This window comes from Luteolibacter sp. LG18, from assembly GCF_036322585.1.
Classification (GTDB): domain Bacteria; phylum Verrucomicrobiota; class Verrucomicrobiia; order Verrucomicrobiales; family Akkermansiaceae; genus Luteolibacter.
Window position 1 is genome coordinate 3090300 of record NZ_AP024600.1, and the last position, 14498, is coordinate 3104797.

At 65.6% G+C, this 14498-nt stretch carries 13 protein-coding genes; 6 read left to right on the forward strand and 7 right to left on the reverse strand.

From position 1 onward, the window contains the following. Positions 1 to 274: 274 nt before the first annotated feature. The 5 genes from dapF to llg_RS12765 all read right to left on the reverse strand — a co-directional run bounded on the left by dapF (position 275) and on the right by llg_RS12765 (position 5630). Positions 275 to 1093 (reverse strand): diaminopimelate epimerase, encoded by an 819-nt coding sequence (gene dapF, locus llg_RS12745; protein ID WP_338285049.1) that lies wholly within the window; start codon positions 1091 to 1093, stop codon positions 275 to 277. Positions 1094 to 1143: 50 nt separating this feature from the next. Beyond that, positions 1144 to 1938 (reverse strand): tryptophan synthase subunit alpha, encoded by a 795-nt coding sequence (gene trpA / locus llg_RS12750; RefSeq protein WP_338285050.1) that lies wholly within the window; start codon positions 1936 to 1938, stop codon positions 1144 to 1146. A gap of 90 nt (positions 1939 to 2028) precedes the next feature. Beyond that, positions 2029 to 2442, reverse strand: a complete 414-nt coding sequence (locus tag llg_RS12755) for a hypothetical protein (protein WP_338285051.1) — start codon at positions 2440 to 2442, stop codon at positions 2029 to 2031. Between the two features lie 261 nt (positions 2443 to 2703). Further along, positions 2704 to 4116 (reverse strand): DUF6055 domain-containing protein, encoded by a 1413-nt coding sequence (locus llg_RS12760; protein ID WP_338285052.1) that lies wholly within the window; start codon positions 4114 to 4116, stop codon positions 2704 to 2706. A gap of 140 nt (positions 4117 to 4256) precedes the next feature. Further along, positions 4257 to 5630, reverse strand: coding sequence for a hypothetical protein (locus llg_RS12765; protein WP_338285053.1), 1374 nt, complete (start codon positions 5628 to 5630; stop codon positions 4257 to 4259). Positions 5631 to 5937: 307 nt separating this feature from the next. Between llg_RS12765 and llg_RS12770 the strand changes: the two genes are divergently transcribed. Beyond that, a complete protein-coding gene (locus llg_RS12770; RefSeq protein WP_338285054.1) occupies positions 5938 to 7788 on the forward strand; it encodes a glycoside hydrolase family 36 protein in 1851 nt (616 codons plus the stop codon). A gap of 27 nt (positions 7789 to 7815) precedes the next feature. On the opposite strand, the gene llg_RS12775 is transcribed toward llg_RS12770, so the two are convergent. Continuing rightward, complete coding sequence (locus llg_RS12775; protein ID WP_338285055.1) at positions 7816 to 8652, reverse strand: alpha/beta hydrolase; 837 nt, start codon at positions 8650 to 8652, stop codon at positions 7816 to 7818. A 108-nt stretch (positions 8653 to 8760) separates the two neighbouring features. Here llg_RS12775 and llg_RS12780 point away from each other — a divergent pair, with 108 nt between their 5' ends. The 5 genes from llg_RS12780 (at position 8761) to llg_RS12800 (ending at position 13301) form a co-directional block, all read left to right on the forward strand. Further along, entirely contained in the window at positions 8761 to 10008 is a 1248-nt protein-coding gene (locus llg_RS12780; RefSeq protein ID WP_338285056.1) for a hypothetical protein, read from the forward strand. Between the two features lie 144 nt (positions 10009 to 10152). Next, positions 10153 to 10689, forward strand: coding sequence for an NADH-quinone oxidoreductase subunit NuoB (nuoB, locus tag llg_RS12785; RefSeq protein WP_338285057.1), 537 nt, complete (start codon positions 10153 to 10155; stop codon positions 10687 to 10689). 29 nt (positions 10690 to 10718) lie between these two features. Continuing rightward, positions 10719 to 11285 (forward strand): NADH-quinone oxidoreductase subunit C, encoded by a 567-nt coding sequence (locus llg_RS12790; RefSeq protein ID WP_338285058.1) that lies wholly within the window; start codon positions 10719 to 10721, stop codon positions 11283 to 11285. Positions 11286 to 11324: 39 nt separating this feature from the next. Next, positions 11325 to 12092, forward strand: coding sequence for a rhomboid family intramembrane serine protease (locus llg_RS12795; RefSeq protein ID WP_338285059.1), 768 nt, complete (start codon positions 11325 to 11327; stop codon positions 12090 to 12092). Between the two features lie 927 nt (positions 12093 to 13019). Further along, the gene (locus llg_RS12800; protein ID WP_338285060.1) at positions 13020 to 13301 is read left to right on the forward strand and encodes a hypothetical protein; all 282 of its coding nucleotides are present in this window, start codon (positions 13020 to 13022) and stop codon (positions 13299 to 13301) included. A 300-nt stretch (positions 13302 to 13601) separates the two neighbouring features. Here the strand turns inward: llg_RS12800 and llg_RS12805 are convergent, their stop codons facing one another. Then, positions 13602 to 14462, reverse strand: coding sequence for a hypothetical protein (locus llg_RS12805; protein WP_338285061.1), 861 nt, complete (start codon positions 14460 to 14462; stop codon positions 13602 to 13604). Positions 14463 to 14498: the final 36 nt, after the last annotated feature.

Genomic DNA, 14498 nt, shown 5'->3' on the forward strand with positions numbered 1-14498 from the left:
CGCAATTTGCATGAGGCTTTGGCAATAAATGGGAAATTGCATGGTTAAGGCCGGTTTTCGGCGATTGGGCCCTTGCTGTTAGTAGATTTACGAGCGGTGGGCTCTATTAACTCGAAAGTGAGTTGGTCGTCGGCCGGGGAGGGCGGCGCGTTTGGCGAACGTGACAATTGAGAATGGGCCACGGGAGCCGGGCACGAAAAAGCCCGGCGGTGGGGCCGGGCTTTGACTGGGAGCACGGACATTCCTGTCCGTGTTTCGGGAAGGAAGAAAGGGCTCAGATCTCGATCTCGCCTTCGAAGACGAAGTCGGCGGGACCGGAGAGGGTGACATTGGTGAAGCTCTGGTCACCGGTCTTTTCGAAGCCGATCTCCAGGGTGTCGCCGCCTTCCACGTCCACCTGGATCGGGGACGGGGCACCGGTGAGGAGGTGGTGGATCAGCGCGCTGGCGACCATGCCGGTGCCGCAGGCGAGCGTTTCATCCTCCACGCCGCGCTCGTAGGTGCGGATGGCGATGTGGCCGGGCTCCAGGACCTTGGCGAAGTTCGCGTTGGTGCCGGCCGGGGCGAAGGCCTCGTGGAAACGGATCGCCGCGCCGTGCTCGACCACGTCGGTTTCATCGAGGTCGTCGACGAAGACGACCACGTGGGGCACGCCGGTGTTGAGGAAATGGAGGTCGCCGACGAGGTCTTCGATCTCGACGCCGGTGTTGAGCTTCAGGTCCTTCGGCTCGGACATGGCGATGCGGACGTTCTCGCCGACCATGTCCGCGGCGAGGGTGCCGGCGATGGTCTCGAAGGTCACGCGCTCCGCCGGCTCGTCGCCGAGGTGGGCGGTGAAGCGGCCGAAGCAGCGGGCACCGTTGCCGCACATCTCGGCCTCGCCGCCATCGGCATTGTAGTAGCGGAACTTGTAGTCCGCGCCGTTCTCGGCGGGTTCGACGGCCAGCAGGCCATCGGCACCGATGCCGCGGTGACGGTCGCAGAGCGCGGCGATGATGTCGCCATCGAGTTCAGCGGAGAGGGACAGGTCGCGGTTGTCGACGACGATGAAATCGTTGCCGGCACCGTTCATCTTGTAGAAGTGGAGGAGCATGGGAAGAGAGACGGAAGACTTGAAGAAGGAAGACGGAAGAGAAGAGGGTTTCAGACCGACTTGGTGGCGGCGATGAGCGGGGCGGTGAACTCGCGGACGGCCGCGGCGGCGCGGTCCGGGTGGAGCTCCACCTGCTTGACGATCGCCGAGCCGACGATCACGCCATCCGCGGATTCCGCAACCATTTTGGCCTGGTCCGGGGTGGTGATGCCGAAGCCGACGCAGACCGGGGTTTCGGTGTGGGCCTTGATGGCGGCCACCTGGGCGGCGATGTTCGCGGAGGGGGCGACGTGGCCGCCGGTGACGCCGGTGCGGGAGAGGGCGTAGATGAAGCCCTCCGCGCTCTTTGCCAGCAGGCCCACGCGGTCGGCGGGGGTGGTGGGGGCGATCAGGCGGATGTGCTTCAGTCCCTCGCCGCGGGCGAGCTCGGCGTTCTGGTCGGCCTCGTCCGGCGGCAGGTCCAGGAGCAGGATGCCATCGGCCCCGGCGGCGGCGGCGTCCTGGTGGAAGCGCTCGTAGCCGTAGGTGAAGACCGGATTGAGGTAGGTGAAGAGGACGATCGGGGTCTCGTTCGTCTCGCGGAAGCGGCGGATGAGTTCCAGCGACTTCGCGGTGGTCATGCCGGCCTTCAGGGCGCGGTCGGCGGCCATCTGGTTGACGATGCCATCGGCGAGCGGATCGGAGAACGGCAGGCCCAGCTCGATGATGTCCGCGCCGGCGGCGGCGAGGTCCTTGAGGATTTCCAGCGAGGCCTCGAATCCCGGGTCACCGGCGGCCACGTAGGCGACGAAGGCTTTTTTCCCTTCGGAACGGAGGCGGGCGAATGCGGCGTCGATGCGGTTCATGGCTGGATGGGCGGTTTCCCGAGGCGGGGCGGGAGCATTCGCGGTTTCGACGCCGGTGGCAAGCGCGAGGGTGGGCTGCGGAACGCGCCGTCAATCCTCCGCGATCAGGTGGCCGGCCACGGTCTGGTCCCGCAGGCCATTTCGGTGGCGGATGACCGACACGTGATCCTTTCCTCCTGAAAGATCGCGATGCAGTGTGAAATGATCTCCCACCCGGGCGTCGAACGCCAGGCTGCCGCCGGGCCGGAATCCAGCTCTTGTGCTCCGAGAGCTGAGGATGACTCCGAGCGACGTCCGTCCGGGCGGAATCAGAAACCGAGTGCTGGACCGCCAGAAGGACGTCGGCTGGCCATTGATCTCGATGATCTCGAGATTGTCCGCGAAAAAATGGACGGGCTTTTCCGCTTCCACCACCGCATGGGGCGTGGCCTGCGGGGTATTCACGAATTGGTTCGGATACGAGCAGGATGCCGCCATCAGGGCGGTTGCGGGGATCAAGGCCACGGTGAAGGGGCTTGATCGGACTTTGCGATTCATCCCTGCATCATGGGACTCCCCATCGGAATGGATCAAGAGGGCAACGTGCCCCGCGAATGGATTACAGCTCCAAAAACGAAGCGGTCCGACCGATGATCCACAGGAAAAACCCAAAAACCTGGAGGACCTTCAGTCGGACCGCCTTATCGTGTCGCGACATCGACCATTACGCGGGCGATCGGGTGTTTTATCACAAAAACACGTTTTTTTGGTCAAACGGGTGGGAGCCTACCCGTTCGGCGGGCGGGTGACGATGGCGGCATCCGGGGCGCTGCCGGTGAGCTTGAATTGGTAGGGCCATGCCTCGTCCACGGGCTGCTTGTCGTCGCGGACCCAGTGTCCGGTGGGGGCTCCCATCACGACCAGCCAGAGGAATTTCGTGTCCGCGGGCACGACGTAATCGGCGGTGCCCTGGGCGGCGGAGTAGATCGGGCTGTAGGTCCGGGTGCCGTTCTGAAGGTGGGCGAGGAAGCCATAGCGCCAGCCAGCCTTTTTGAGGTTCACCTGGCTGGCCCCGTCCTGGCCGGCGGTGCCCTTGAAGCCCAGGTGCACGGTGGTGCCGGCCGCGGGCACGGTGAGCTTGATGGCATTGTAGCCGTAGTTTTGCGGTGCGAGCTTCGGTGCGATCCGGAACACGCCGTCGGGCAGGGGTTCGACGGAAGTCGTGTCCTGGTCGGCGTAGCGCGCGGCGGTCTTCTCAATGCGAGGCATGTCCCAGGTGATGAAGCGGCGGGCGGCGTCGAACATCTCGTCGTTGAACCGCGTCTGGTCGATCTTGGTGAGGCGCTGGTAGGTGAGCACCGGGTCCTCGTTCTTCGCGACCTCCCGCCACATCCGGCCGATGAATTCCGGGCCGTGGCGGAATGACCAATACTCGAGCGGGTAGCAGGTGTGGTACCGGTTGTCCGGGTGGAGGAAGGCGAGGTGGGTGGCCTTCAGGTAAGCCTTGAGATGGTAGTTCTCGAAGGTCTGCCACTCCGGGAAGACCTGCCAGAGGACATACTGGGAGGTCATCTCGGCGAAGATGCCGCCATTGGCGAAACGCTCCGCGCCATCGGCCCGGGTCAGCCCCTGGAACGAGTGGCCGAGCTCGTGGGCGACCACGCCGTAGGGACCGCGGTTGATGCGCACCGCGGGCGTCCACAGCACGCCCACCTTGTCCTCCGCGCAGCCGCCGTAGGCGGTGCCGTTGTCGCCGCCGGTGACGATGATCAGCATCTTGTAGCGGTTCGCCCGCGAGTTCGGATCGGGGGCCCACTTCAGGCGATTGAGGGTGACCTCGTAGGACAGCTCCGCGGCTTGAAGAACCTCGTCCGCGTTGAAGCGGCGGTTCGGCTTGGTGTTCGCCATCGGATCGTCGCCGTATTCCTTCGCCCACAGGATCAGGAAGTGGTTCGAGGACTTGCTGCGCTTGAAGCAGAACTCGCTTTCGGGATCGCGGAAGTCATTGCCCGCCGGAACCTGGCCGAGCTTGGCGGGGATGAAGGTGTCCTTTTCCCCGGGCTTCGTTGACGGGAGGGTGAGGGGCGCCAAGGACTTCGGGGGTGGTGCGGGCGCGGGCTCCTGGCCCATCGCGGGCGGCAGGCCGGAAAGCAGCAGGGCGCTGCCGAAGGTGGCGAGGAGGGACGGGTGGAGGTTCATGGCGGATCCGGTTCCTGGGGCGCGGTGGGCGAATGGAAGGATTGGGTAACGCTACGGGTGGGCACGGGCTTTCATGTGCGCCGGCCGTGTGGGCGCTCGAAGACCGTACTGAAAATCAGCGCGGTTTGGCCCCTTTCCGCTCAGGGGCCGTCCGCCAATGGGATCGGGCGTCCGGTGGCATCCACGCGCTCGCTGTTGCGGACCACGACCACCTTGTGGCCATCCGTGCTCTTGCCAATGGTGACGTTGTGGTTGCCGCCGGGAACGACCGTCTGCCCGGCGATCTGGACCAGAGGCTCTCCGGCGGGGCTGTCCGCGGTGGTGGCGGGGGTTTGTTTGAAATTGAAGGAATCCTCGCTGCCCAAGCCCAGCGGTTGGGACAGCAGATTGAGATGGAGCCCGCTCTGGGGGACGCCCTGCGAGTCTTTCGACCCACTGATCTCGACGGAGGCGGAGTGGCCGTAACGGGTGAGTACGGAAGGCAGCGTGAGGATGTCCGTTCCCTCCATCGAGGCGAACTGGCCCATCATCGCGTGATAGGCGTCGGGATTGAGATTGCCGGAGGCGATGGTGCTTGTGTCCAGGTCCTCGGGCAGCTCGATGAGGGTGGTGGTGAGCTTTGCCTGTTGGGGCGCGGACAGGTCGGTCCGGGTGACTTCCAGGGCCGCGCGGAGCAGTTCGAAGTCCGCGGCGTTGCCATTGACGGTGGCGGTCGAATTTCCGCGCCCGGGATCGTCGGGAGTAAAACTGAATTCGGGGCTGAAGGTGTAGCCAGCCGAGGTGAGCTGGGACACGAGGTCTTGAGTCCAGGAGTTCGGGGTGCCGGTTTGGCCCGCGATTTCGAGGCCCGGGAACGACAGCTTGTCCGCGCTCTCTTCGGGGGGGCGGAGCCGGTTGGTATCGAGTTGCCCGATGTCGAGAGTGAGTTGCTCCCTGCGGTTTTGGTTCGGAAGCGCTTCCATCCGGAAATCCGGGCCGGTGCCGGTCAGGCGGTTGCCGGTGGCGGCGGCGATCAGGCGCAGGACGGAGGTGACGGGCAGGCGGGCCACGCGGAAATGAACCGGGCGGGCGAGGTTCGCGGCGGTGAGATCGATTTCCAACGGTAGCGCGGGCTCGCCGGTTTCCTTGGCGATGGCGGCGTATTCGGATTTCACCCACGCGACCGCCTCCTGCAGGGTGATGCGAGCGGGTTGGTCTGTTAGATGGAGGATGCCGCGGGTCTGGAGGCGGAGCACCACGTCGTTGGAGCCCAGATCGACCGGGCGCAGGTAGAAATTGCGGAAGTGGCGGGCCTCCGGCGATTCCGGATCATCGGCCGCCTTTTTGGCCGGGATTCCGCGGGGCGCGGCGGATCGGCGGGCGGTGTTTGGATCGGCCGGGGAGGCCGGGCGGGTGGGGCGGGCGGGGACCGAAGTGGTGGCGGATTCCGTTTCCGGGCGCTTCATCATCAGGAAGGCGATCAGCGCGATCACCAGCAGCACGGCGAAAAGGGCGGCTTTCCGGGACGATGACATGGGAAAGCAGATAACAAGGCGGGGCCGGTGAGTCGACTGCCGTTCGCCTTTTCGTTCGTAGTTCCTCCTTTAGGAGGGCGAGGAAAACATCGAATCACTTTCCCGGCGACCAGACGCATGCAGCTCCATGGAAAATGGCGGAGGAGCCCGACCGGTCTGGTTGCCCGGAGGGTGAAGGCGGAATTCACCTCGCCCTCCTGAAGGAGGAACTACGTACGAAGAGGGTTGCTGCCCGAAGGTGGAGGGGGCGGAAATTGGGAATTTCTGCTAGTTTGTGGGAATGTGGGCGTAAACTGGAGGTTTCCCTATGGATCATTGCAAAAAACTCCTTCTCCTGGCGGCTGTGACGGTCGTTGGGTCCGCGCGTGGCGCGGACGCTTCCGCGCTTCTCAAGCTCCTCCATGACAGCCCCGGGCGGGTGGTGCTGGAGGATGGCTCTCTGGCTCCGGCGGAAGTGGCGCTCGTTCGCAAGGACGAAGGTCTGGTCTCGCGGTGGGCGGTGGTGAACAAGGGCAAGGCCGCGGTGAAGATCCGCGAGGTGGTGCTCTATGATGGTGACCACGGCTTGCCCGGGGAGACCCCGCTGCACGGCGAGGGCTTCACGAAGCTGTCCCAGACCGCGGGCACGCTGGCAAAGCCGGTGGATCTCGATACCTACACCGACCGCGCCCATTACAAGATCCCGGAGCCGGACCAGCTCCGCACCGTTTACAGCGTGGTGACCCTCGCGCCTGCCGGGCAGCCGCGGCTGCTGCTGGGCTTCTCCTCGTGCCGGCGTTTCACCGGGCGCTTCGGCTTCGATGGCAAGCGGCTCCGCATTTCCGAGGACACGGAGAACCTCATGCTGGAGGCGGGCAAGACGTGGCAGCTCGAGGACTTCGTGGCCTCCGCCGGGGAGGATCGCGAGGCGCTCTACGACGGGTTCACCGCGGCGGTTTCGACGAACCATCCGCGGCTGAAACACGATCCGGTGCCCACCGGCTGGAGTTCGTGGATCTGCTTCGGCCCGCGTGTCACCGCGAAGGACGTGTCCGACAATTCCCGCTGGATGAAGGAGAACCTGCCCGGGCTGCGTTACGTCCAGATCGACGACGGCTACCAGCCGTGGATGGGCGATTGGCTGGAAACCGGCAAGGCCTTCGGCGGCGGCGTGCAGGAGGTGCTGAAGGATATCCGCAAGGACGGGCTCGAGCCCGCGTTATGGGTCGCGCCCTTCGTGGCCAGCCCGCAATCGAAGCTCTTCAAGGAGCATCCGGAGTGGTTCGTGACCGGGGACGATGGCAAGCCGCTGCCTTCGAACAAGATCGGCTTCGGTGGCTGGCGGATGGGGCCGTGGTATGTGATCGACGGCACCCATCCGGGCGCGCGGAAGTGGCTGGAGGACACCTTCCGCACGATGCACCGCGAGTGGGGCGTGACTTACTTCAAGCTCGACGCGAACTATTGGGGCGCGATCCACGGCGGCCACCACCACGACCCGAACGCCACCCGGGTGGAAGCCTATCGCCGCGGCATGGAGGCGATCCTGCGCGGCGCGGGGGACAGCTTCATCCTCGGCTGCAATCATCCGCTGTGGCCGTCGCTCGGGCTGATCCACGGCTCTCGCACCAGCATGGACGTGGCGCCTTCATGGAAATCCTTCAAGAGCACCGGCCGCGAAAACCTCTACCGGAATTGGCAGAACGGCCGCCTGTGGTGGAACGATCCGGACAGCCTGCTGCTGGGGACCAAGAATGCCGACGTGATGGGGCCGGACGGCAAGCCGGTGAGCAAGGGCGGGGTCACGCCCGATGAAACCCTCTTCCACGCCACCCTGCTCCGCGCCACCGGTGGCATGCTGCTGAGCGGCGACAATCTGCCCTCGCTCCCGCCGGACCGCGTCGCGCTGCTGAAGAAATCCATCCCGCCGACCGGGCGGCCATTCCGCTTCGCCGACGAGTCGTTCACCCTCGGCCGTCTCCAGGAGACAGGGCGCGAATGGGTGGCGGTTTTCAACTGGGACGACCAACCCGCCGACCGTGAAGTGCCCCTCGGCGGCAAGGCGAAGCTCGCCGATTACTGGAGTGGCGGCGACCTCGGAGTCCATGAGGATTCCTTCAAACTCACCGCCATGCCGCCCCATTCCGGGCGGCTGTTGGAGATCGTGCCGGCGAAGTGAGGGAGGCTCAGGGAGCCTCGCGCGACCTCACCCGGCGCGGCGCTGTTCGAGGGCCGGGTCCAGCAGGTGCCGGCGCAGGAACGCGAGCACCGGGACGAGCAGCGGCAGCGAGAAGAAGCCGTGGCCCGCGCCAGCTACGGGGACCAGCGTACTTTCCACCCCGGCCCGGACGAGCGCGGCGTGCATCTCCTCGGATTGGGAGAGCGGCACGACGTCATCGAGGGTGCCGTGGATGAACAGGAAGGGCGTGGTGTTCGCGGTGATGCGGTGGACCGGCGATGCCTCCCGGGCGGTTTCCAACAGGTCCGCCACCGGGCCGAAGATCCGCGCGGCGGCTTCCGCCTCCTGCGGTTCCAGCGACTCGGGATTCCCCACCAGCGTCAGGAAATTGGTGGGGCCGTAGAGGCTGATCACGCCGCGCAGGCCCTGCGGCACCTCGGTGCCGAGCATGCCCGCGAGGTGCCCGCCCGCGGAAACCCCGATCACCGCGATCCGCTCGGGATCGATGCCGTAGGTGGCGGCGTGGGTGCGGAGGTAGGCGAGCGCGGCGCGGGTGTCGTCCAGCTGCGCGGGCCAACAGGCCTCGCCGACGAGCCGGTAGTTGAGGGTGGCCAGCACGAACTCGCCGGTGGCCAGCAGGCCGAGCGGGCCGAGGCCGTCTTCCTTTTCCCCGGAGTCCCACGAGCCGCCGTGGATGAAGACGACCACCGGCCGCGGCCCGCCATCGCGCGGCGGCGGGATCAGCAGGTCGAGCGTCTGGGACGGCTGGCCGTTCCCGGCGTAATCGATGTCCCGCAGGTGGGTGATCGTGCCGGGGGGAGCCGTCTGGGGCTGGCCTTGGGAATGGGTGTCTTCCCGTGACATATGGCAGTATCGCCCGGAACGGAGTTTCCGCAAGGGGCAGACTGTTAGCTAGCGGTTGGAGAGCGGGCGGTCTTGTGCCGGGGCGCGCGACCGGCTAGCAGGAGGGGGATGAAGATCGCGGGGCTGAACTGGAGGTGGCAGGTCGGCTGGTTGCTGTGCTTCGCGCTGTTCGCGGCGAGCTTTGAGTTTCCCCTGTGTTCGAGGGTCTTCACTTCCTCGGTGATGGGGGCGACCTTGGGAAGTGGACGGAGCTCGTTGGCGTTTTTCGTGTATCTCGACAACGCATGGGGAGACCTCCGCACGGCCTCTTGGTCGAGCCGCCACACGTTTGCCCGGGCGGACCTGATGGACGGCGCGAAGTGCCTCATCGGCTGGTGGGGGAGCGGGCTGGTGATGGCCGCGGCTCCGTTCTTCGGCGTGGGGCTGGCCGGAAGCCGGATCGTGCGTGGGTTGATGGCTCTGCCGTTGCTGATGCTGTCCGCGTGGTTGACGGGGCAGGGGACCACAGGTTCTCCGGCCAGCGGTTGCATGTGGATTCCCGAAACAGGGGCGTGGTGCGTGATCCTGGCCCTCCTCATGGGATTTTCCCTGCTGGTGTTGGTGCCGCGGGCCGGGGTGGTTTGGGAGCAGGGGGATGGCCCCGCGCATGCCGCGGGCATGGCCAATCCCCGTTACCGCCGTGGGCTGGTGGCGATTCTAGTGCTGGCGGTGATCGCCGTGACCGGCTGGGTGGGGATGAGCCGCCGGAAGTTCGAGGACATCCAAGCCGGCCAGTTCGCGGTGTTCCGGCGGTCTTCACGGCAGGATGCCCGTTATCAGGCGATCTACTATTGCTCCCCGGAAAGCATCCGCGGCCTCCATTTGAAGAAGCGGAGCCTCATGACCATCGGGCTGCCGGAGCGGGATTGGGTGGTGGATGCGCAGGGGCGGCTCACGCCGGAAGCGATCGCCCGGACGGGGCTTTCCGGGGAAGAGGTGGCCGCGGTGCACGCGGTGTTCGCGAAGTTCCGGGAGCGGCAGGCGAAGTGCCTGTGGTCCCGGTTGGCTGTCGTGCCGGAGCTCTCGACCGATCCGGATCATTTCGGCATCCGGGTCCAGCCGATGTTGTTCGGCCCGCAGTGCCAGGCCTTGGAGCTGTGCCTCTATGTGGACCTCGATTTCGTGAAGGACAAGGCGGCCCGTGAGTATCTGGTGTCCGGCTATCCGCTCGACCCATGGCCCGGGCGCACGGCGTGGACCGGCATCACGGGTGTCCGCTCCGGCGGGGTGTGGAGGTTCACCACGCCCGACCACCCCGCGCCGATGACCGCGGCGGAGTTCAACCGGGTTTACCTTCCGGTTTTCGAGGAAGAATGAGGCCCATTGGCCGCTGAAATAAGGCCCATGGGTCTCATAGGGCCTATAGGACCGATGGTTTGTGGACGGAGGCCCCCTTGTGAAATCCTTCACAAACGGCTTGAGGCGGCGGCGGCGCGGAGTCAGGGTGCTCGTATAGCCACCATGGTCACTCCTTCCCAGCAGCCGCTCCATGCCGCCTACGATTCGAAGATCGAGGGCAACGTGATCTTCACCCGCGTGGATGCGGCGATCAACTGGATGCGGAAAAACTCGATGTGGCCGATGCCGATGGGCCTCGCCTGTTGCGCGATCGAGATGATGGCCGCCGCTTGCAGCCGCTTCGACCTCAGCCGTTTCGGCGCGGAGGTGATGCGCTTTTCGCCGCGCCAGGCGGACGTGATGATCGTGGCCGGCACGGTGACCTACAAGATGGCGCTGGCCGTGAAACGCATCTGGGACCAGATGCCGGAGCCGAAGTGGTGCATCGCCATGGGCGCCTGCGCCTCCTCCGGCGGGATGTACCGCAGCTACGCGGTGCTCCAAGGCATCGACAAGCTGATCCCGGTGGACGTTTACATTTCCGGCTGCCCGCCGCGCCCCGAGGCGCTGATCGAGGGCCTGATGAAGCTCCAGGCGAAGATCGAGGGCCAGCCCGCGCTCCAGCAGCAGAAGCAGGAGTTCTTCAACGAGATGGCCTGAGCCAGACCCTTTCCCCTTTTTTCGAAACGATGTCCGCGGAAGACGTGAGCAAGGTGCGCGAGAAATTCGGCGCGCAGGTGAAGTCCAGCAACGAGTTCCGCGGCGAGCACACCGTGACGGTGGAGCTGGCGGCGCTGCACGAGGTGATGGCCTTCGCGAAGAACGAGCTGGGCTACGGCATGGTGATCGACATCGCCAGCCTCGACCACTTCGGCGACGATCCGCGGTTCGAGATGGTCTATGAACTGGTCACCGTGGACGACTCGAAGCACCTGCGGGTGAAGTCGCCGGTGGGCGAGGACGAGTCCGTGCCGAGCGTGACCGACCTGTGGGCCGGGGCGGATTGGCACGAGCGCGAGGTGTACGACATGATGGGCATCCGGTTCACGAACCACCCGGACCTGCGCCGCATCCTGATGTGGGAGGGCTACCCGTTCTACCCGCTGCGGAAGGATTTCCCGCTCCAGGGGCGTCCTTCGGACATGCCGGACGTCGCCTTCACGGGCATCGCGCCGCTGGAAGGCGGGCCGTTCGTGACCTGCGCGGGCGGTGACGACACCATCGGCCGCGAACCGCGGGCTCGGGTGGTCGATTGATTTTTTCCTCCCCGTCCCCACCCGCACCCCTCCTGCACGATGAATCGTCTGGTGGCCCGTGCCCATGGAGTGAGGCGGGGGCTGGGCCAGCTCCGCGAGGCGCGGATGCCGTGGCTGATCGCCGCGCTGGTCCTCGCCATCCAGGCGGGCGTGGAAGCCGGGGGCGGCTACCTGCGGCACCCGGAGTGGTTTGAATGGTTCGGCCTGAGCCGGGCGGGCGTCCTGCGCGGGTGGCTGTGGCAGCCGCTGAGCTACGCGCTGCTCCACGGGAGCTGGGCGCACGCGATCCTCAATGTCGTCTGCCTGCTGCTGCTGGGCACGCGGGTGGAGCACGTGCTCGGCTCGCGGAGGCTGGTGCGGGCGATGGTGGCCTCGATCCTCGGCGGGGCGGCGGGCCACCTGCTGCTGGCGGTGGAAAAGGATCTGACGCTGGTGGGGATCTCCGGGGCGGCCTACGGGCTGCTGCTGCTGGTGACCACGCTGTCCCCGGACTCCAAGATGTGGCCGCTGATGGTGTCCGGGCGCTGGCTGGGAGTCGGGCTGCTGGTGACCACCGGCTTGCTGGCGTTGATGGACCCGGCGCTGGGCGTGCCCGGGCTGGCGGACCTCGGGCGCTGGATGTCGGCGCAGGGGATGGAGGCCGGGTGGAAGTTCAGCCACGGCTGCCACTTCGGCGGCGGCCTCGCCGGCTGGCTCTACGGCCGCTGGCTGCTGCGCCCACGGGTGACACTGGCGAAGCTGCGGCGGGAACGGGAACGGCGGGAGAAAGCTCTGAGCACGAAATCCAAAATTCCAAACGGGGAGTAAGCGGAAGGAGTTGAGCCTTTAGGCGAGGAAGGTCTTCAGAGGGGGGCGGAGGCTTGAAAAGTTTGCTGGTTTTCAGTGTTCAGTTTTCAGGAAGAGAAGACGGGCTTACGCGGGGCTTATTCCACGACCTCCGCTCTTCCTTTTGCGATTTCTGCGCCTCTTTGCGGCTAAAACCTCCCCAGCCTCCGCCCCTCCCTGAAGACCCTCCTCGCCTGAAGGCTCGACTCCTCAACACCTCGGACGGATTCCGGCAACTGCTTGGCACATAGGCCCAATGGCATTACAGGATACGAAAGGTTCATCCCATGGCCATCTCGCTCCAATTCGCCGCTTCGATCGACCGGTTTCACGGGCTGCTCACGACGATGTTTCCCCATGAGGGGCTGACGGCGATTGGCGGGCCGGGAAAACTGCTCCATGGCTCTTTCCTCCGGAAGCTGGAGGAGGTGATGGAAGACCTCCGGGACGTTGCTCCGGCGGAGGCAGGGGTGACAGGTGGGGGGGGGGGAGGGGATTCTGGACGAGCATCGCCGGTGGTTCCAGCGGCTGCTTGGATTGGGCCATCGCGGTGATCCGGTGGTTCTCGGCGAGTGTGTCCGGGTGTTGTTCCTGCTCACCGCGATGTTGTGGGACCGATGTGTGGAGCAGGAAGGGGGCACCAACCTGCGGCCGATGAATTGCATCGCGCCGTTGAAGCCGATGTTCGCGTATTGCGGATTTGAAGGAATGGCGGATTGGCCGGTGGCTGACGTTTTGGCTGAACTCTCGAAGCGGAGGGATGAGGCGATGCAGTGGAATGACGTCCAAAATCCGAAACAGGACGTGAAGACGAGGCGGCGATGGTTGGGTTGGATCGATCGAGGTTTGGGAATGGGAATTGTGGCCTTGGCTGTTCTTCCGGGGTGCGATCGTCGGGCGGGGAACGAGGTGAAACGGGAGCTATGGGCTCCGGATGGTTCGCGTCGGCTGGTGGTGTTTTGCCGGACGGTGGACGCGACGACGGGGTTCAACACGCAGGTTTCGATGCTTGGGCCGGGGGAGTTGCTGCCCGACGACGGCGGTAATGCGTTCATCGCGGATGACGGTGACGTGCGGGTGTCGTGGAAGGCGGACGGGGGAATCCTGATCGACTATCCGGGCGACCTGCGGGTCTTCAAACAGGAAGCCGTGGTGGGTGGGGTGGCGGTGGAATACCGGAAGCGCCCGTGAGCGGAAGGAGTTGAGCCTTCAGGCGAGGAAGGTCTTCAGAGGGGGCGGAGGCTGGAAGAGTTTGCTGGTGTTCAGTTTTCAGTTTTCAGCAAGAGAAGAGGGGCTTTCGCGGAACCGATTCCACGACCTCCGGTTCTTCCTTTTGCGATTTCTGCGCCTCCTTGCGGCTAAAATCCCCCCAGCCTCCGCTCCCCCCCCTGAAGACCTTCCTCGCCTGAAGGCTCAACTCCTCACGAAAAAGCCCGCGCCGGTGAGGGCGCGGGCTTGGTTCGAGGACCCCGGAAATGGGTGGTGCTGGGCTCAGCGGTTGCGAGCGTTGTCGACCTTTTCGCGCCAGGCGGCCTGGCGTTCGGCGGCGGCGGCTTGGTTGGCCTGCACCTTGGCGGAGAAGTTCGCCTGGTTCTGGGCGCGGGCCTCGGCGAAGTTCTGCTGGCGGGCATTGGAGGCGGAGCGCCAGGAATCGAGCGTCTGCTGGCGCTGCTGCTGGTTGTCCTGCAGGCGTTCGCGATACTGCTGCTGGTTGAACTGGAGCCGCTGCTGGTACTCCTGGCGGTTGTCCTGGTAGCGGTTCTGGTTGTATTGCAGGCGTTCGCGGAAGTCCTGCTGGTTGTTTTGGAGGCGGTCGCGGTAGGCCTGCTGGTTGTAGTTCAGGCGGTCGCGGTATTCCTGCTGGTTCGCGGCGAGGTTGCTGCGGAACTGGGCGGCATTGGCGTCGCGGCGCTCGCGGAAATCATTGGCCCAGGCGTAGTTGCGCTGGCGGAGTAGATCGAGGCGGTTCTGGTAGTTCGGGATCTGGCCGTAGTGGATGTTCCGCGGCGGCGGGCAGACGCCGCCACCCGGGCGCCAGCCGTAGGGGTGGGGCACGCCGTGGCAGAGCGGCGGGCGGTAGCCGACCGGGTAGTAGCCGTAGAGGTAGGGGTCGTAGTAGCAGCGGCGGCTGTAATCGTAATAGCAGTAGCGGTAGGGGTCGTAGCCCCAGCGGCTGTCGCTGGTGGCCACCAGCGAAACGATGGCGGCACCGGCGAGCGGCGCGCCGTAGTCGACGCCCGGTCCATAGCCACTGTAGCCGGGGCTGTAGGGGTCGTAATAGCACGACACCAGGGAAAGCGAGGAGGCGGCGGTGATCAGACCGGCCGCGAGGCGGAAGAGTGGGGTCTTCATGGTTCCTAGGACTCGAATGTGCGGAAATTTATTCAC